Origin of the sequence: Phaeobacter inhibens DSM 16374 (genome assembly GCF_000473105.1) — a bacterium.
GTDB lineage: Bacteria > Pseudomonadota > Alphaproteobacteria > Rhodobacterales > Rhodobacteraceae > Phaeobacter > Phaeobacter inhibens.
The window spans coordinates 1433580-1451315 of the sequence record NZ_KI421498.1; the positions used below are offsets into that span (position 1 = coordinate 1433580).

The window sequence follows — 17736 nt, forward strand, 5'->3', positions numbered from 1 at the left end:
TTTCCCAGATCACCGGTGACACCAGACCCGCCATGGATATCGACAACGAAAACTATCCTGGCGGGTTCTATAAATTGCTGCGGCAGCTCGAAAAGAAAGAGGTCCCTTTTGTGGACCCGCTATCGGCCCTGCCGGCGGCGGATGCCGATTTGGCCATTCTCTTCCGTCCGCTGATAAATCCCGCCCCTGCGTCGGCGACGCAGAAGGACCTGCCAAGTCATCATATCGCGCATAAGTGGCAGTCACTGCGGGAAGAGTTTGCAGGCGATCCAGAAATCTGGGCGCTCCACGCGCTCTGTATTGCGATCCTGCGCCGCCGGGAGGCGCCACCTGAGGCGCGGGCGCTGTTCCTGCGGATCTGGGCGGAGCATGGGGCCGCGCTGGCGGCGCGCCTGCCCACCCGTTGGCTGATTTCGGCGGCGACCACCTTTGCCGATCATGGCGAAACGATAGACCAGCGGCTTGGTGGGCAAGGGCTGCAGATGCTGTTCCATATGATCAAGCTGCACGACAGTGAACGGAGATTGTCCGGGCGGCCAACGGACAGTGGCCTGCCCCGTGTGAAAGGCAAGGATCTGGACGACATCGGCCTGGGCATGACGCCCTACCACCTGCCCTATGGCGATCTGGATCGGCATATGCTGGCCCGGTTGTGGCGGTATGGCGAACAGGATCCAGTGCTGCAGCCACTTGCCGTCAAGATGCTGCGTATGGTGATGGAAGATCCCCGCAGCATTTTCGGACGCATTCAGCGCTACAAGGCGCATCACAAATCATGACCGCGCCAAGCCACCCGAAATGGGGCATTGTCAGCACAATCAAGGCCGACGCCGAATCCATCCTGAATTTTGCCGCCTACCATCTGGATATGGGCGCCCACCGGTTACACCTGTACCTAGATGCGGAAAACCCCGACGTCTACCCACATCTTAAGGCACATCCGAAGATTCGGGTGACGACCTGCGATGAACGCTATTGGAAGCAGCACAGGACCGCGCGTCCGAAGATGCACCAGCCCCGCCAGACGATGAACGCGACTCATGCCTACGGGCGCATCCAGACCGACTGGATCGCTCATATCGATGTGGATGAGTTTCTCTGGCCTCATGTCGCCCCCCAAGACCAAAGCCGGGCGATCACAGAAACGCTCGCCGCGCTGCCTGCTGATACGGATGTGCTGCGGATGCGCCCGCTGGAGGCGCTGGCCGGGCATACGGATCACTACAAGGCCATGGTCCCCTCAGGTGCTGAACGCGAGCATGAGGTTAGGGCGATCTACCCCGAATTTGGTGTTTTTCTCAAAGGCGGTTTTCTCAGCCACACGGCGGGTAAGCTGTTTGCCCGCACCGGCCTCCCCGATATTCAGTACCGAATCCATAACCTGTTCCAGCATGGTGAGAAAAACACCCGCGAAGAGGAGCAGCCGGGCTTGCAGATCTGTCATCGCCACGCCACCAGCTGGGATGATTGGCAAGGCAGCTACCGATTCCGACTGGAGCGCGGCTCCTATCGCCCGGGCCTCGGCGCAGGCTTTCCCGCCAGTCTGGGCGGGATGAACAAGCATGAGCTGCTGACGATGATCGAACAGGAGCATGGCAGAGATGGGCTGCGGCGCTTCTTTAGCGAGATCAACGCGGAGGTGCCTGACGTCTACGATGCGCTACGCCTGCGGGGTATGATCCATCATTGCCCGCTGGATTTAGCAGCCAAGCGGCGTCAACATTTTCCTCAATTTGACTAAACTGTTTCGGGTTTACCCACTCCTAGAGCAATAACCTGCGAAAACCCGGCTTTGTTTGACGATTGCAGCGGATTTTGCTATGCCCCGCGCAAGCCGATCAAGACAGGACGCAAGACCATGCGGAATCGGCCCTGACATACACGCGCGGGCCAGGTCAGTGTCCGCAAAAACGGACGCATATGACAAAATTTTCAGATCTGAACCTGAACCCCAAAGTACTCAAAGCGATTGAGGAAGCGGGTTACGAATCCCCCACCCCTATTCAGGCAGGGGCAATTCCTCCTGCCTTGGAGGGGCGCGATGTGCTGGGGATTGCACAGACCGGCACCGGCAAGACTGCCTCGTTCACCCTGCCGATGATTACCCTGCTGGCGCGCGGTCGCGCCCGGGCACGCATGCCGCGTAGCCTGGTGCTCTGCCCCACGCGCGAGCTGGCAGCACAGGTGGCGGAGAATTTCGACACCTACACCAAACACCTGAAACTGACGAAGGCGCTGCTGATTGGCGGTGTTTCGTTCAAGGAGCAGGACACGCTGATCGACAAAGGTGTGGACGTGCTGATCGCCACCCCCGGTCGTCTGCTCGACCATTTTGAGCGTGGCAAGCTGATCCTCTCCGACGTGAAGGTGATGGTGGTGGACGAAGCCGACCGGATGCTCGACATGGGGTTCATCCCCGATATCGAACGTATCTTCGGCCTGACGCCCTTTACCCGTCAGACACTGTTCTTCTCCGCCACTATGGCGCCGGAGATTGAGCGGATCACCAATACCTTCCTCTCTGCCCCCGCGCGCGTGGAAGTGGCCCGTCAGGCGACGACGTCTGAGAACATCACCCAAGGTGTGGTGCTGTTCAAAGCATCCCGCCGGGACCGTGAGGGCAGCGAGAAACGCAAGTTGCTGCGCCACCTGATTGATCAGGAAGGCGAGAAATGCACCAATGCGATCATCTTCTGCAACCGCAAGACGGATGTCGATATCGTTGCGAAATCGCTGAAGAAATACGGCTATGACGCCGCGCCGATTCATGGCGACCTGGATCAGAGCCAGCGCACCAAAACACTGGAAGGTTTCCGCGAAGGCTCCTTGCGGTTCCTCGTCGCCTCCGATGTGGCGGCGCGCGGCCTTGATGTGCCCAGTGTCAGCCATGTGTTCAACTTCGACGTGCCAAGCCACGCGGAGGACTATGTCCACCGCATCGGTCGGACCGGTCGTGCAGGCCGTGACGGCTCCGCTATGATGATCTGCGTGCCCAAGGACGAAAAGAACCTCGAGGACATCGAACGTCTGGTCCAGAACGAGATCCCGCGCATCGAGAACCCGCTGAAGAAAGCCAAGGCCGAGCCGAAGGCAAAAGACAGCAAGGACGATGCAAGCGGCGAGACGACTGAGCGCAAGACCCGCAGCCGTCGGCCCTCCGCCCGCAGCTCTGCTGCCAAGGACGTGAACGAGACTGCGGACGCCCAGGCACAGATAAGCGATGCACCGAGCGCTGAGGTCGATGCACCAGCTCAGGAGCAGAAGGCACCTGAGCAGGAGAAGCGCGCGTCTGGTCGTGGGAAGCCTGCAGAGAGCAAATCTTCCGGTCCTAAATCGGGGCAGAAGGGCAACCAGAAATCCGGTCGTGGCCGTGGCGGCAATGACCGTGGCAATGATCGCAACGTGGTTGGCATGGGGGATCATATGCCCAGCTTTATCGCGCTCAGCTTTGCCGAGCGCCGCGCCGGATAATATCCTCGGCGATCGCTTAGATCATCAGGGCTGCCTCTTGGGGCGGCCCTTTTTCATTGCTCGGGGCCACAAATCCAACAGAAGCCATGCACCAGCCGCTGACGAACCGTCTCGGAGCTTTGCACTTGCAGCATGGCGGGATTGCCCATTTTTGCGGATGTCGCGCAACGCGGAAGAGCCTATCTGGAGGTCAACAAGACATAAGACATCCATGAGGCCTGCAATGAATAATCTGGAGTTCCCAACCGTGACCGCCGACGAAATCCGCGCCATTGAAGCCCGTGCGCATGAACTGCGCGCCGAGGCGATGGCCTCCTTCCTGCGCAGCCTCGGCCGGGGTATTGCTAGCCTCCCGGGCAAGTTGGTCGCGCTGATCTCCCGCCCCCGTCACGCCTGATCCGACACCCGCCCAAGGGCGTCGACGAACAGCCGGTAAGGCGATTACCACATGAAAAGCCCCGGCAATCTGCCGGGGCTTTTTCGTTTTGGCCCGTCAGCTCTCTGGGAACCTCACATGCGAAAATCGAAAGGCCCGCCGCACCAAGTGCAGCGGGCCCTCAAACAGGGTCAAAACGTTCTGGCTCAGCGCATCCGGCTGACCACCACGGTCACCTCGGGTTTCTTGCCGATCTCGTTCTGCGCGGACTGGCGGGCGACACGGCGGAGGTTCTCTTCCAGCTTGTCATCATCGCGCAGGGTCTTGGCACCGGCACGCATGATAAACTGGTTCAGATCCTCTTCCATCACCTCAACCAGCGCAGCGTTGGACGTGCCGGTTTCCGCCAGCCCCTTGATATCGCACCAAGGTTCGCCGAGCGGTTCGTCTTCCTCATCCAGGATGACGGTGACAACCACATGACCGTTGAGCGCCATGCGGATCCGGTCGCGGACAACGCCATCCAGCGCACCATATTTAACAGACCCATCCAGATAGGTGCGCCCGGCGTCGACGTAGTCCACTACCTTCGGCGCATTCCCTGTCAGATCCATCATCATGCCATTCACAGCAACTGTGCTGGCGATGCCCTTCGCCTCGCCCAGACGGGCGTGCTGGCGCAAATGGCGGTGTTCGCCATGCATGGGGATCAACATCTGCGGCTTGATAATGTCATGCATCCGTTCCAGATCAGGACGGTTGGCGTGGCCCGACACATGATAGAGACCGGAGCTGTCATCCACGACATCAACGCCTTTTTCGGAGAATTGGTTGATGATGCGAATGACACCGCGTTCATTGCCAGGGATCGTTTTGGAGGAGAACAGGAACAGATCACCCTCCTTCACCTCAACCCCACGGTATTTGCCGCGTGCCAGTTGGGCAGACGCCGCGCGGCGCTCCCCCTGGCTACCGGTCACAACCAGCATCAGGTTTTCACGCGGCAATTCCTGCGCAGCCTCGACGCTCACCACCTTGGGGAAATTCTTCAGAACCCCGGTTTCAGTCGCGGCCTCGACCATGCGCTGCATCGCACGACCAAGCAGGACAACAGAACGACCTGCAGCATGACCGGCTTCCGCCAAGGTCTTCACCCGTGCGACATTGGACGCAAATGTGGTTGCGACCACCATGCCCTCAGCCTCGCCGACCAGACGGGTGATCTCCGGGCCGACTTCGACCTCAGAGCGGCCGGGGTGCAGGGAGAAGACATTGGTGGAATCGCAAACCAGCGCCTTGACGCCATCTTTGGCGATCTCCGCCCACATTTCGGGATCAAACGCCTCGCCCACAATCGGGGTCGGATCGGTTTTGAAATCACCGGTGTGCACGATGCGCCCCGCAGGTGTGTCGATCACCAGACCGCCACTCTCCGGGATGGAATGCGAAATCGGTGCAACGCCGACGGTAAATGGCCCCAGTTTGGTAACCTCAGGCCATGCGGAGACGGTTTTAACCTCTTCGCTGTCCAGACCGGCCTCATCCATCTTGCGCCGTGCCAGGTTGGCGGTGAAGGCGCGGGCATAGATCGGCACGTTCAGATCGCGGTAAAGATGCGCAACCGCGCCGATGTGATCCTCATGCGCGTGGGTGATGAACACACCCTCCAGCTGGTCGGCGCGCTCTTTCAGCCAGCGGATATCCGGCATGATCAGATCCACGCCGGGGCTGCTGTCCATATCCGGGAAGGTGACGCCCAGATCAACCAGGATCAGGCGCTCCTTGCCCGGTTTGCCGTAGCCGTAGACATAGGCGTTCATGCCAATTTCGCCCGCCCCACCCAGGGGCAGGTAGATTAAACGTTCAGTGCTCATCCTCGAGACCGTTATCCTTATTATATTTGTGTATGATCTGTAGCCCGTGCATCGTGAGATCATCCTCAAATGCGTCAAACAGATCCGCTGTTTGCTGGAACAAAGGCGCCAGCCCGCCTGTCGAGATTACTTTCATCGGCACGTCACGCTCCGCCTTGATGCGGGCGCATATTTCACGCACCAGTCCTACGTACCCCCAGAACACACCTGACTGCATACATGCAACCGTATTGGTGCCGATGACAGACTGGGGTTTGGAGATATCCACATGGGGCAAGGCGGCAGCGGCCTGATGCAAGGCCTCAAGGCTGAGGTTCACGCCAGGCGCAATAACCCCGCCGATATAGGCGCCATCCTCGGCCACCACATCAAAGGTCGTTGCCGTCCCGAAATCCACCACGATCAGGTTGCCACCGTATTTGTCAAACCCAGAGACTGTATTGACCAAACGATCAGGCCCGACATTGGTTCCCTGATCCACCCGCACCGACACCGGCAACAGGCAATCCGGCTTGCCCACCACAATGGGACGGGTGTTGTAGTAGCGATCCGCCAGAACGCGCAGATTGAACACCACCCGCGGCACGGTCGAAGAGATGATCATATCGGTGATATCCGCCTCAATACCCTCTAGCCGCATTAACGTGTTGAGCCAGACAAAATACTGATCTGCCGTGCGCCGCCAGTCACTGGCCGTGCGCCAGGTGCCGACAAAGCTGTCACCGTCCCAGATTGAAAACACCGTATTGGTATTGCCGCAATCCACCGCCAGAAGCATTGCCAGCCCCCTTCCCTAGAAAAAGATGTCCGCCGCTGGGATATTGACGCGGCCCTTGGCGGTTTTTAGGACGAGGTTGCCATTGGCGTCTACCGTCTCAAAAGTGCCCTCGGTTTCGGAATTGGAGGTGCGCGCGATGATCACCTCTCCCAGACGGGCCGCGCGCGCCAACCAGGCCGTGCGGATCGGCTCAAACCCATAGGTGACGAATTGGATTTCATAGCGGTCGTAGGCTGCAGCCAGCTCGGTCAGGAAATCCTCCGGCGTGACGTGGATCCCGGTTTCCGACAGCAATGAAACAGGCCAGACGGCGCCCGGCTCCAGCCACTCCTGCATCGGCGTCTCAATCAGATTGACCCCGAGCCCAATTGACAGATGGGTGACGCCGCCGGCAGCGCCTGCACTCTCCAGAAGAATGCCAGCCAGCTTTCCACCGTTCAAAAGCACATCATTGGGCCATTTCAGTGCAAGTCCAGCCGTCTCGCCGCAGAGCGCCACACAGGCATCATAGAGCGCCAGCGCCGCAACAAAACTGCGCAGCGCCACCTGATCAGGCGGCCCCTCCGGCCGCATCACCAGGGTTGCGGCGAAATTCCCCTTGGGTTCCTTCCACGCACGCCCTCTACGGCCCCGTCCCTTGGTCTGGCGCTTGGCCATGATCCATTCAGGGCCGGTCAATGTGGGCGCACGACGCGCGGCCTCATCCAGGGTGCTGTCCACCTCTTCAAGCAGGCTGCGTCCGTATCCCTCTGGCCAATCACTCATGATCCTGTCCCTTCAAGGCAAAAAGGCCCGGTCCGCAGACCAGGCCTTTGTGTGTTCTGTGTTAGAGCGGTCAGTTGACCAGCGTGGCAGCCGCTGATGCTGCTGCACCCTCGATGCCGAACATGTTGATAATACCCAGAAGCATCACCGCAGCCGACGCCATCAGGAACCCCCAGAGGATTGGCGAGCGGTTGGTTTCCAGCTCCTCTCCCTCTTCACCGAAATACATGTAGTAAACGATACGCAGGTAGTAGAAGGCCCCGATGACCGAGGCGATCACGCCCGCAACCGCAAGCCACGCCAAACCCGCCTGATAGGCCGCGTTCAGCACATAGAGCTTGCCGAAGAATCCCAGCATCGGCGGCACCCCAGCCAGCGAAAAGAGCAGGATCAGCATCGCCAGCGCCTTGCCCGGCTCGCGACGGGAATAGAGGTTCAGCGCGCGGATATCGGTGATTGGCTTGCCATCCTTCTCCATCATCAGGATGAAGGCAAAGGTGCCGATGTTCATGGAGACGTAGATCGCCATATAGACCAGCAACGCCTGCACACCATAGGCGGTGCCTGCTGCAAGACCCATCAACGCATAGCCCATATGCGCAATCGAGGAATAGGCCATCAGACGTTTGATATCGCGCTGACCAATCGCGGCGACAGCCCCCACAAACATGGACAGCAGCGACAGCAGTGCAATTACCTGGCTCCAGTCCTGCACCGCATGGCCAAAGGCATCATGCATCACACGCGCAAACAGGCCCATGGCGGCAACCTTCGGCGCCGATGCAAAGAATGCGGTAACTGGCGTGGGTGCGCCTTCATAAACGTCCGGGGTCCACATGTGGAACGGCACAGCAGAGACCTTGAACGCCAAGCCAGAGATCAGGAAGACCAGACCAAACAGCAGGCCGATGGACACTTCACCGTGCTTGGCAACAGCGTAGATGCCTGCAAAGTCGGTGGTTCCCGCAAAGCCGTAGACCAAGGACGCGCCATAGAGCAGCAAGCCGGAGGACAGCGCGCCGAGCACGAAATATTTCAGGCCGGCTTCGGTCGATTTCACGCTGTCACGACGCAAGGACGCCACAACATAGAGCGCCAGCGACTGCAGTTCGAGGCCCATATAGAGCGACATCAGGTTGCCGGCAGAGACCATAACCATCATGCCCACCGCGCTGAGCGCAACGAGGATGGGGTATTCAAACCGCAGCATGCCGCGGCGCGACATGTAATCCTGGCCCATGACCAGAACCGCCGAGGCCGATAGCAGAATGGCAACCTTGGCAAAACGGGCGAACCCGTCGTCGACAAACATGCCGTTGAACGCCTCACGGCTACCGGACGCGCCTGTCCCGATCCAGATCGCAAGTGCAGACATCAGGCCGGCCATCAGCCAGATCAACGCCGGGGCCAGTTTGTCCTTGCCGGTGTAGACGGCGCCAAGGAGCGCCGCCATTGCGCTGAGCGCCAGAACAATCTCTGGCAGGATAACGGTGAGATCAGCTGGGATCATCGCCCACGCCCCCTTAGTGCGAAGCCATCTGGGTCGCCGGGGACAGGTCCGCGGCAGCCAGAGATTCATTGAAGTTTGCAATCAGCGCCTCGGTCGACGGGCTGATGATATCGGTGACAAGCGCCGGGTAGACCCCCAGAAGGATGGTCATCACCACCAGCGGTGCAAAGATGAACCGCTCGCGGGCAGTCATATCCTTGATGGTCTTGAGGCTGCCTTTGATCAGATCGCCAAAGACCACGCGGCGGTAGAGCCACAGCGCATAACCCGCCGAGAAGATAACACCGGTTGCGGCAACGGCTGCCACCCAGGTGTTTTTCTGGAAGGTGCCCATCAGGGTCAGGAATTCACCGATGAAGCCCGAGGTGCCCGGCAGGCCGACGTTGCCCATGGTGAAGAACATGAAGACCAACGCATAGGCAGGCATACGGATGACAAGACCACCATAGGCGTCGATGTCCCGCGTGTGCATCCGATCATAGATGACGCCAACACAAAGGAACAGCGCCGCCGAGATGAAGCCGTGGCTCAGCATCTGGAAGATCGCGCCATCAATGCCCTGCTGGTTGGCGGCAAAGATACCCATGGTCACAAACCCCATATGCGCGACGGACGAATAAGCAATCAGCTTCTTCATGTCCGACTGCACCAGCGCCACCAGCGAGGTGTAGACAACCGCGATCGCGGACATCCACAGGATCAGGTCCGTCATCACGTCAGCCCCGACAGGGAACATCGGCAAGCTGAAGCGCAAGAAGCCGTATCCGCCCATCTTCAACAGGATCGCCGCCAGCACCACGGAACCTGCAGTCGGCGCCTGCACGTGGGCGTCCGGCAGCCATGTGTGGACCGGCCACATCGGCATTTTCACCGCGAAAGAGGCAAAGAAGGCCAGGAACAGCAGCGTCTGCATCCCGCCAACAACATGGATTCCCAGAAGATCAAAACTACTCGCAGAGAAGCTATGCGTCAGCAGCTGCGCGATATCGGTGGTGCCCGCATCTGCGTACATCGCAACCATCGCCACCAGCATCAGCACCGAGCCGAAGAAGGTGTAGAGGAAGAATTTGAACGACGCGTAGATCCGTTCCTTGCCCCCCCAGATGCCAATGATCAGGAACATCGGGATCAGGCCAGCCTCGAAGAACAGATAGAACAGTACCAGATCCAGCGCCATGAACACGCCAAGCATCAGCGTTTCCAGCATCAGGAAGGCGATCATGTATTCCTTGACGCGGGTATTCACACCCCAGCTAGCCAGAATGGTCAGCGGCATAACAAAGGTGGTGAGCATCACGAAGAGCACAGAAATGCCATCGACACCCATCTTGTACTTCAAGCCAAAGATCCACTCGGCCTCTTCCACAAACTGAAAGCCCGTGTCGGAGGGGTCGAACTGGAAATAGATGCCAAGGCTCACCAGGAAAGTGATCGTGGTGGCAAAGAGCGCAACAGATTTGGCGTTACGCTGCGCCGCCTCATCCTCGCCGCGCAGGAACAGGGCCAGGATGGCCGCTGCAAGCGCCGGGATAAAGGTGACAATAGAAAGGAGATTGTCCATCAGTGCGCTCCTCCGCCGATCGACATCCAGGTAACCAGGGCAGCAATGCCCAGCACCATCCAGAAGGCATAGGTGAAAATGTAACCCGACTGAGCGCGACCGGCGAGGCGGGTGAAGAAGGGAATGATGCCCATGGCGATACCGTTCAGGGCACCGTCAATCGTCTTGCCATCACCACGCTTCCACAGGAAACGCCCGATCATCAGCGTCGGTTTGACAAAGACAAAGTCATAGAGCTCGTCAAAGTACCACTTGTTCTTGAGAAACAGGTACAGCGGCTGCTGTTGCTTGGCGAGACGGCCCGGCAGGCTTGGGTTCACGATGTAGAACAGGATCGCAAGACCAAGGCCAAACAGCATCGCAATGAACGGCGACACTTTCACCCATTTCGGGGCGGCGTGCGCGTCATCCAGCACAGTATTGTCGGCACCGAAATACAGCGCGCCTTCGCCCGGTTGACCCGCGAATACATAGTGATGCTCACCGGATGCTTCAGCTGCGCCGTGACCGTCGTCCGCCGTGGTGCCGTGGCTGTCATCAGCGCCGTGGCCCGCATCTTCTGCGGCCTCTTCGCCGTGCGCTGCAGCAGACGCTTCTGCCACCGGGATGCCGTAGAATTTGCCAACCTTATCAGCATGGCCGAAGAAGCTGTTATACCAGAGCATGCCAGAGAAGATCGCACCAAGGGCGAGCACGCCCAGCGGGATCAACATAACCATGGGGCTTTCATGCGCGTGATCATGCGTATGCTTGTCGCCGCGCGGCTTGCCGTAAAAGGTCAGGAAAATCAGGCGCCAGCTGTAAAAGGAGGTCATCGCGGCTGCGATCACCAGCATCCAGAACCCGTAGGAGGATCCCCCTGCATAGGCGCTTTCGATGATGGCGTCTTTCGACAGGAAGCCAGCGAACCCGATGTGCGTCAACGGGATACCAACGCCGGTGATGGCCAGCGTGCCGATCATCATCGCGGCAAAGGTATAGGGGATCTTTTTGCGCAGACCACCGTAGTTCATCATGTCCTGCTCATGGTGCATCGCGTGGATGACGGAGCCCGCGCCAAGGAACAGCATCGCTTTGAAGAAGGCATGTGTGAACAGGTGGAACATCGCGGCGGAATACATGCCAACACCTGCGGCCACGAACATGTAGCCAAGCTGCGAGCAGGTCGAATAAGCGATGACGCGTTTGATGTCGGTCTGCACCAGACCTACAGTGGCCGCGAAGAAGGCCGTGGTTGCACCCAGCACGGTGATGAAAGTTGTCGCCTCGGGCGCGAACTCCATCAGCGGCGACATGCGGCAGACCAGGAATACGCCCGCAGTCACCATGGTGGCCGCGTGGATCAGCGCCGACACCGGCGTCGGGCCTTCCATCGCATCCGGCAACCACGTGTGCAGGATCAGCTGAGCCGATTTACCCATGGCACCAATGAACAACAGGACTGCAATCAGATTGGCGGCATTCCACTCCGACCACAGGAAGCTTAGCTGGGTTTCCGCCAGCTGCGGCACGGCTGCAAAGATGTCGTCAAAGTTGATGCTGTCGGTCAGGAAGAACAAGGCAAAGATACCAAGCGCAAAGCCGAAATCACCCACACGGTTGACGATAAACGCTTTCATCGCAGCCGCGTTGGCCGAGGGCTTGCGGTAATAGAAGCCGATCAGCAGGTAGGAGGCAACGCCCACGCCTTCCCAGCCAAAGAACATCTGAACCAGATTGTCAGAGGTCACCAGCATCAGCATGGCAAAGGTGAAGAACGACAGGTAGGCAAAGAAGCGCGGCTTGTAGCTCTCGCCGTCTTTCCACTGCGGATCATGGGCCATGTAGCCAAAGGAATAGAGATGCACCAGCGATGACACCGTGGTCACAACGATCAGCATGATCGCGGTCATTCGGTCCAGACGGATCGCCCAGGAGGTCGACAGCGAGCCGCTTTCGATCCAGCGCATGATCTCAATCGACTGTGTAACCCCGTCGAAGCTGAGGAAGACAATCCACGACAAAAGCGCCGACAGGAACAAAAGCCCGGTTGCGGTCCACGTGGCTGCGGTCTCGCCGATAAACTTCCAGCCAAAGCCACAAATGATGGCCCCGACCAGAGGGGCAAAGAGAAGGATGGTTTCCATGACGCTTTAGCCCTTCATCACGTTGATGTCTTCCACGGCGATAGTGCCGCGGTTGCGGAAGAAGCAAACCAGGATCGCAAGGCCAATGGCGGCCTCAGCGGCGGCCACGGTCAGCACAAAGAGGGTGAAGACCTGACCCACCAGATCGCCAAGGAAGCTGGAGAAGGCCACAAGGTTGATGTTCACCGCCAGGAGCATCAGTTCGATGCTCATCAGCAGGATGATGACGTTCTTGCGGTTCAGGAAGAGCCCGAAGATGCCGATGACGAACAGCGTCGCCGCGACGGTTAGATAATGCTCGAGTGTGATCATTGTCTCAAAGCCCCTGCCCCGGTTTCACATCCTTGAGTTCCATCGCGCTGGCCGGATCACGCATCATCTGGGCGACGACATCCTGGCGCTTGACGTCCGTGCGGTGGCGTAGGGTCAGCACAATGGCACCGATCATCGCAACCAGCAGGATCAGGCCGGAGAGCTGGAACAGAAGGAAGTATTGATCATAAATGATGAGGCCAAGCGCCTCGGTGTTATGCTGGTCCGTCGGGATCGGCTGAGCCAGCTGTGTCGCTGCTGCCGGTGCGGTTTCCCAAGCGCCAAAGGCCATGACGAATTGCATGAGGATCACCAGACCGATGAGCAGCGCCAGCGGCATGTAGCGCGCCATCTCGGCTTTCAGCTCGGCGAAATCCACATCCAGCATCATCACCACAAAGAGGAACAGCACCGCGACCGCGCCCACATAAACGATGACCAGCAGCATGGCGACAAATTCAGCGCCGAGCAGGACGAATAGCCCGGCGGAGGAAATGAAGGCCAGGATCAGCCACAGCACCGAATGCACCGGCTGACGGCTGATCACCGTAAACAGCCCGCCGGTGATGGCGCTGATGGCAAAGAGGTAAAAGGCAAAAACGCTCATGTTTCATTGTCCCCTTTGGCGTCCATGACCTCTTGCGCCAGTTCCAGCGCGCGGGTCATGGCCGGAATGCCGGCAAACACCGACATCTGTCCGATCGTTTCAACGATCTCTTGTTTCTTCGCGCCCGCCTCTAGGGCGTGGCGTACGGTCTGACGCACGGCTGAATCTGCCTGTGCGCCCTGCATTGTCAGCCCGGCCAGCGTCAGCAGCAGCCGGGTTTTGGCATCGAGACCGCCCTTGTTGACGGTATTGCCGAACATCATTTCCATGACATCCTTCGGCATCGTCGGCCACAGCGCCTCAAAATCCTTGAACGCACCGGTGGGAGAGAAGCTCTCCAACGCGGGGTTCAGGGCTTTGGCCATGTCCTGAGCCTGGGCCATCATGGCCTCAAATGGGTTCTTGGCGTCGCTCATCGGTAGGGCGCGTCCAGTTCGAGGTTACGGGCAATCTCAGCTTCCCAGCGTTCGCCGTTCGAAAGCAGCTTCTCCTTGTCGTAGAACAGCTCCTCGCGGGTCTCGGTGGCGAACTCGAAGTTCGGACCCTCAACAATCGCATCCACTGGGCAGGCTTCCTGGCAGAAACCGCAGTAGATGCATTTGGTCATGTCGATGTCATACCGCGTGGTGCGGCGGCTGCCGTCCTCGCGCGGTTCCGCGTCGATAGTAATCGCCTGCGCCGGGCAAACCGCCTCGCACAACTTGCACGCAATGCAGCGTTCTTCGCCGTTCGGGTAGCGGCGCAGCGCGTGCTCACCGCGGAAACGCGGCGACAGAGGCCCCTTCTCGTGCGGATAGTTCAGGGTGGCCTTGGGCGCGAAGAAATACTTCAGCCCCAGTTTGAAGCCAACCCAGAAATCCTGCAGCAGGAAGTATTTGGCAGCGCGGGTGTAGTCGATGTTCGCCATCAGTTAGCCTCCCACGGTCCAGCGGGCGAAGATGCCCCAGAACCAGTCAAATTTTGCAGCAAAGGACACGAAGACAACCCAGGCCAGCGAGAACGGCAGGAACACTTTCCAACCCAGACGCATCAGCTGGTCATAGCGGTAGCGGGGCGTGATCGCCTTCACCATTGCGAAGAGGAAGAAGAAGAATGCCATCTTGGCAACCATCCACAGGACGCCGTCGGGCAGACCCGGGATCGGAGACAGCCAGCCGCCGAAGAACAGCAGTGTTGTCAGCGCGCACATCAGGAAGATGGCAATGTATTCCCCGGCCATGAACAGAAGGAACGGTGTCGCCGAGTATTCCACCTGGTAGCCTGCCACCAGTTCCGATTCCGCTTCCGGCAGGTCGAACGGCGGGCGGTTGGTTTCTGCCAGCGCCGAGATGAAGAACAGGAACACCATCGGGAAATGCGGGATCCAGTACCAGTTCAGCAGACCCAGATCACCGTCCTGCGCGCGCACAATGTCGCCGAAGTTCATGCTGCCGGTGGAGATGATGACACCAACGATGATCAGACCGATGGAGACCTCGTAAGAGATCATCTGCGCCGCTGAACGCAAGGAACCGAGAAACGGATATTTCGAGTTCGACGCCCAACCGCCCATGATCACGCCGTAAACCTCAAGCGAGGAGACCGCGAACACATAAAGAATGGCAACGTTGATGTCTGACAGCACCCAGCCATCATTGAACGGGATCACCGCCCAGGCAATCATCGCCAGCACAAAGCTCGTCAGCGGTGCCAGGATAAATACGGTGCGGTCAGCACCGGCGGGGATCACCACCTCTTTGACGACGTATTTGAGTGCGTCCGCCACCGATTGCAGCAGACCGTAGACGCCAACCACATTGGGGCCTCGGCGCATCTGGACAGCCGCCCAGATTTTGCGGTCCCCGTAGACGAGGAACAGAAGCGAAATCATGACAAAGGCAACAACTGCAAGCACTTGCGCCAGGATCAGTACAGCAATGCCGCCTGGGGTGTTAAAGAATTCAGCCATAGGTCCTCACACCGTGGGTATTCCGTTAGCCTCGCAATCCGCGACCACGACTTCAGCGTCGATGGTGCGCAGTCCGCGCGGGAGGGAAGGCGAGATGGTGTAGACAGCATCTGCCGTCTGAACGCCACCCTCTTGTTTCATTTTTGTGCGCACGTGACGTGCAAATCCATAACCGCGGATCAGCGCATATTGCGCCGCTGCGCATTCAGCATAATTATCCAGATCGGCGCTGTTTCTGGCGCCGATCATGGCAACGTGGAACTGCACCAGATCGCCATCCAGAAGCCGCGTTTCCACCCCTTGGTAGTCGGGATTGAACGGCGCCTGCGATGTCTGAGGGGCCTGCACGCAGGCCGCCAGCAGCAAGGGCGATATGATGCCCGCCCGGATCACTCCGCTGCGATCTTCTCGGCGCCGCGCGCCTTTGCACCCGCCGACAGTTCCGCCATCAGCTGCGACGACCGCGCTATCGGGTTGGTCAGGTAGAAATCCTTGACCGCAGGCAGGAATGCCGCCTTGCCCATGGCCTCAACCTCAAGCGCCGGGCCCTCATTTGCCACCACTTCGTCAATGCGCGCCAGATGCGGCACCTCTGCGACCAGCGCACTGCGCAGTTGCGCCAGCGAGTCATAGGGCAGCTTGGCATCCAGCTCCGCGCTGAGCGCTCGCAGGATCGCCCAGTTTTCCTTGGCCTCACCGGGGGCGAAACTTGCGCGCATGGCCAGCTGTGGACGGCCTTCAGTATTCACAAACAGGCCGTTTTCCTCGGTGTAAGCAGCACTTGGCAGGATGATATCGGCGCGATGCGCTCCACGGTCACCGTGACTGCCCTGATAGATGACGGTTGCGCCCGCATCGATTTCGACCTCATCAGCGCCAAGGTTGTAGATCACCTCTGCGCCGTCAATGGCCGCTTCAAGGCCACCTTCAGTGACCGCGTTGACATCCATCGCGCCGACACGGCCCGCAGCGGTGTGCAACACCAGCAGCTTGGATTCGGTCAAGGCCGCGTATTTCTGCGCATGGGCCAGTACGGCCAGACCATCGGCCTCACGCAGGGCGCCCTGGCCGACGATGACCAGCGTATCCTTGCCAATCGCGCCTTCGGTTTCGCCGTTCACAAGCGCCTCAAGCGCTGCGCGGTCGGTACCGAGGTGAGCATAGTCATATGTGAGATCAACCGGCTGGCCGATCAGGCCGATATTGGCGCCATTGATCCAAGCCTTGCGCAGCCGCGCATTCAGAACCGGCGCCTCGTTGCGGGGGTCGGTGCCGATCAGCATGATCGCCTTGGCGCTGTCGATATCTTCGATGGTGGCGGTGCCGACATAGGCCGCGCGGTTGCCGATAGGCAGACGGGCCTTGTCAGTCCGGCACTCAACCTTGCCATCCTGCCCTTCGACCAGCTGTTTCAGTGCAAAAGCCGCCTCAACCGGGACCAGATCACCAATCAGACCCGCGATTTTCTTGCCCTTCATCGCTGTGGCCGCAGCCTCCAGCGCTTCGGGCCAGGTGGCGGGCTTCAGCTTGCCATCAACACGAACGTAAGGGCGATCCAGACGCTGGCGGCGCAAGCCGTCCCAGACGAAACGGGTCTTGTCGCTAATCCATTCCTCGTTCACGCCGTCATGGTTGCGCGGCAGGATCCGCATCACTTCGCGACCCTTGGTGTCGACGCGGATGTTCGACCCCAGCGCATCCATCACGTCGATGGTTTCGGTCTTGGTCAGTTCCCACGGACGCGCTGTGAAGGCGTAGGGTTTGGAGGTCAGCGCACCAACCGGGCAAAGGTCGATGATGTTGCCCTGGAGGTTCGAATCCAGCGTCTCGTTCAGATAGGAGGTGATTTCGCTATCTTCGCCGCGACCGGTCTGGCCCATCTGGGTGATGCCGGCAACTTCGGTTGTGAAGCGGACGCATCGCGTGCAGGAGATGCAGCGCGTCATCGCGGTGCCGACCAGCGGACCAAGGTCCAGATCATCAACCGCGCGTTTGGCTTCGCGGAAGCGCGAGAAATCAACGCCATAGGCCATCGCCTGATCCTGCAGATCGCATTCGCCGCCCTGATCGCAGATCGGGCAATCCAGCGGGTGGTTGATCAGAAGGAACTCCATCACCCCTTCGCGCGCCTTTTTCACCATCGGTGAATTTGTCTTCACCTGCGGTGCCTGACCTTCGGGGCCGGGACGCAGATCGCGGACCTGCATGGCGCAGGAAGCGGCAGGTTTCGGCGGGCCGCCAACAACCTCAACCAGGCACATGCGGCAATTGCCGGCGATGGACAGACGCTCGTGGTAGCAGAACCGGGGAATTTCCACCCCGGCCTCTTCACAAGCCTGGATTAGGGTCATCGCCCCATCCACCTCAATCTCGGTTCCGTCAATGTTGATCTTGCGGAGGTCAGACAT

General features: G+C 59.4%; 17 protein-coding genes. 4 read left to right on the forward strand and 13 right to left on the reverse strand.

The features are described 5' to 3' along the window. Nucleotides 1–32 precede the first annotated feature (32 nt). The 4 genes from INHI_RS0110570 (at nt 33) to INHI_RS21210 (ending at nt 3868) form a co-directional block, all read left to right on the forward strand. Nucleotides 33–779: a hypothetical protein gene (locus INHI_RS0110570; protein ID WP_027247625.1), complete on the forward strand. Its 747-nt coding sequence runs from the start codon at nt 33–35 to the stop codon at nt 777–779. Further along, nucleotides 776–1741, forward strand: coding sequence for a glycosyltransferase family 2 protein (locus INHI_RS0110575; RefSeq protein ID WP_014879605.1), 966 nt, complete (start codon nt 776–778; stop codon nt 1739–1741). The genes INHI_RS0110570 and INHI_RS0110575 overlap by 4 nt, the downstream gene beginning before the upstream one ends. 179 nt (nt 1742–1920) lie before the next feature. Continuing rightward, entirely contained in the window at nt 1921–3471 is a 1551-nt protein-coding gene (locus tag INHI_RS0110580; RefSeq protein WP_027247626.1) for a DEAD/DEAH box helicase, read from the forward strand. A gap of 223 nt (nt 3472–3694) precedes the next feature. Beyond that, entirely contained in the window at nt 3695–3868 is a 174-nt protein-coding gene (locus INHI_RS21210) for an RSP_7527 family protein (RefSeq protein WP_014879604.1), read from the forward strand. A gap of 185 nt (nt 3869–4053) precedes the next feature. Here the strand turns inward: INHI_RS21210 and INHI_RS0110590 are convergent, their stop codons facing one another. The 13 genes from INHI_RS0110590 to nuoG all read right to left on the reverse strand — a co-directional run bounded on the left by INHI_RS0110590 (nt 4054) and on the right by nuoG (nt 17736). Then, nucleotides 4054–5721 (reverse strand): ribonuclease J, encoded by a 1668-nt coding sequence (locus INHI_RS0110590; RefSeq protein WP_027247627.1) that lies wholly within the window; start codon nt 5719–5721, stop codon nt 4054–4056. Further along, on the reverse strand, nt 5711–6499 hold the full coding sequence (locus INHI_RS0110595) for a type III pantothenate kinase (protein ID WP_027247628.1): 789 nt from the start codon (nt 6497–6499) through the stop codon (nt 5711–5713). Before INHI_RS0110595 ends, INHI_RS0110590 begins: the two co-directional genes overlap by 11 nt. Nucleotides 6500–6514: 15 nt before the next feature. Next, complete coding sequence (locus INHI_RS0110600; RefSeq protein WP_014879602.1) at nt 6515–7264, reverse strand: biotin--[acetyl-CoA-carboxylase] ligase; 750 nt, start codon at nt 7262–7264, stop codon at nt 6515–6517. 70 nt (nt 7265–7334) lie between these two features. Continuing rightward, nucleotides 7335–8774, reverse strand: a complete 1440-nt coding sequence (nuoN, locus tag INHI_RS0110605) for an NADH-quinone oxidoreductase subunit NuoN (protein WP_027247629.1) — start codon at nt 8772–8774, stop codon at nt 7335–7337. A 13-nt stretch (nt 8775–8787) separates the two neighbouring features. Next, nucleotides 8788–10335 carry an NADH-quinone oxidoreductase subunit M gene (locus INHI_RS0110610; RefSeq protein ID WP_027247630.1) on the reverse strand — a complete coding sequence of 516 codons (1548 nt, stop codon included), beginning with the start codon at nt 10333–10335 and terminating at the stop codon, nt 8788–8790. Further along, nucleotides 10335–12461: an NADH-quinone oxidoreductase subunit L gene (nuoL, locus tag INHI_RS0110615; RefSeq protein ID WP_027247631.1), complete on the reverse strand. Its 2127-nt coding sequence runs from the start codon at nt 12459–12461 to the stop codon at nt 10335–10337. Before nuoL ends, INHI_RS0110610 begins: the two co-directional genes overlap by 1 nt. 6 nt (nt 12462–12467) lie before the next feature. Beyond that, entirely contained in the window at nt 12468–12773 is a 306-nt protein-coding gene (gene nuoK, locus INHI_RS0110620) for an NADH-quinone oxidoreductase subunit NuoK (protein ID WP_014874166.1), read from the reverse strand. Nucleotides 12774–12777: 4 nt separating this feature from the next. Beyond that, on the reverse strand, nt 12778–13380 hold the full coding sequence (locus tag INHI_RS0110625; protein WP_027247632.1) for an NADH-quinone oxidoreductase subunit J: 603 nt from the start codon (nt 13378–13380) through the stop codon (nt 12778–12780). Beyond that, entirely contained in the window at nt 13377–13796 is a 420-nt protein-coding gene (locus INHI_RS0110630; protein ID WP_027247633.1) for a carboxymuconolactone decarboxylase family protein, read from the reverse strand. Before INHI_RS0110630 ends, INHI_RS0110625 begins: the two co-directional genes overlap by 4 nt. After that, a complete protein-coding gene (gene nuoI, locus INHI_RS0110635) occupies nt 13793–14287 on the reverse strand; it encodes an NADH-quinone oxidoreductase subunit NuoI (protein ID WP_014874163.1) in 495 nt (164 codons plus the stop codon). The genes INHI_RS0110630 and nuoI overlap by 4 nt, the downstream gene beginning before the upstream one ends. A 3-nt stretch (nt 14288–14290) precedes the next feature. Then, on the reverse strand, nt 14291–15328 hold the full coding sequence (gene nuoH, locus INHI_RS0110640) for an NADH-quinone oxidoreductase subunit NuoH (protein ID WP_014874162.1): 1038 nt from the start codon (nt 15326–15328) through the stop codon (nt 14291–14293). A gap of 6 nt (nt 15329–15334) precedes the next feature. Next, the gene (locus tag INHI_RS0110645) at nt 15335–15721 is read right to left on the reverse strand and encodes a YNQ4 family lipoprotein (RefSeq protein ID WP_014874161.1); all 387 of its coding nucleotides are present in this window, start codon (nt 15719–15721) and stop codon (nt 15335–15337) included. Further along, a complete protein-coding gene (nuoG, locus tag INHI_RS0110650) occupies nt 15718–17736 on the reverse strand; it encodes an NADH-quinone oxidoreductase subunit NuoG (RefSeq protein WP_027247634.1) in 2019 nt (672 codons plus the stop codon). Before nuoG ends, INHI_RS0110645 begins: the two co-directional genes overlap by 4 nt.

Bases quoted from the DNA above. Each gene is read 5' to 3' on its own strand.
- INHI_RS0110610 (WP_027247630.1), bottom strand. From the start codon at position 10,335: ATGGACAATCTCCTTTCTATTGTCACCTTTATCCCGGCGCTTGCAGCG.
- nuoG (WP_027247634.1), bottom strand. From the start codon at position 17,736: ATGTCTGACCTCCGCAAGATCAACATTGACGGAACCGAGATTGAGGTG.
- nuoN (WP_027247629.1), bottom strand. From the start codon at position 8,774: ATGATCCCAGCTGATCTCACCGTTATCCTGCCAGAGATTGTTCTGGCG.
- INHI_RS0110600 (WP_014879602.1), bottom strand. From the start codon at position 7,264: ATGAGTGATTGGCCAGAGGGATACGGACGCAGCCTGCTTGAAGAGGTG.
- INHI_RS0110625 (WP_027247632.1), bottom strand. From the start codon at position 13,380: ATGAGCGTTTTTGCCTTTTACCTCTTTGCCATCAGCGCCATCACCGGC.
- INHI_RS0110630 (WP_027247633.1), bottom strand. From the start codon at position 13,796: ATGAGCGACGCCAAGAACCCATTTGAGGCCATGATGGCCCAGGCTCAG.
- nuoH (WP_014874162.1), bottom strand. From the start codon at position 15,328: ATGGCTGAATTCTTTAACACCCCAGGCGGCATTGCTGTACTGATCCTG.
- INHI_RS0110570 (WP_027247625.1), top strand. From the start codon at position 33: ATGGATATCGACAACGAAAACTATCCTGGCGGGTTCTATAAATTGCTG.
- INHI_RS0110590 (WP_027247627.1), bottom strand. From the start codon at position 5,721: ATGAGCACTGAACGTTTAATCTACCTGCCCCTGGGTGGGGCGGGCGAA.
- nuoK (WP_014874166.1), bottom strand. From the start codon at position 12,773: ATGATCACACTCGAGCATTATCTAACCGTCGCGGCGACGCTGTTCGTC.
- nuoI (WP_014874163.1), bottom strand. From the start codon at position 14,287: ATGGCGAACATCGACTACACCCGCGCTGCCAAATACTTCCTGCTGCAG.
- INHI_RS0110580 (WP_027247626.1), top strand. From the start codon at position 1,921: ATGACAAAATTTTCAGATCTGAACCTGAACCCCAAAGTACTCAAAGCG.
- INHI_RS0110575 (WP_014879605.1), top strand. From the start codon at position 776: ATGACCGCGCCAAGCCACCCGAAATGGGGCATTGTCAGCACAATCAAG.
- INHI_RS21210 (WP_014879604.1), top strand. From the start codon at position 3,695: ATGAATAATCTGGAGTTCCCAACCGTGACCGCCGACGAAATCCGCGCC.
- nuoL (WP_027247631.1), bottom strand. From the start codon at position 12,461: ATGGAAACCATCCTTCTCTTTGCCCCTCTGGTCGGGGCCATCATTTGT.
- INHI_RS0110595 (WP_027247628.1), bottom strand. From the start codon at position 6,499: ATGCTTCTGGCGGTGGATTGCGGCAATACCAATACGGTGTTTTCAATC.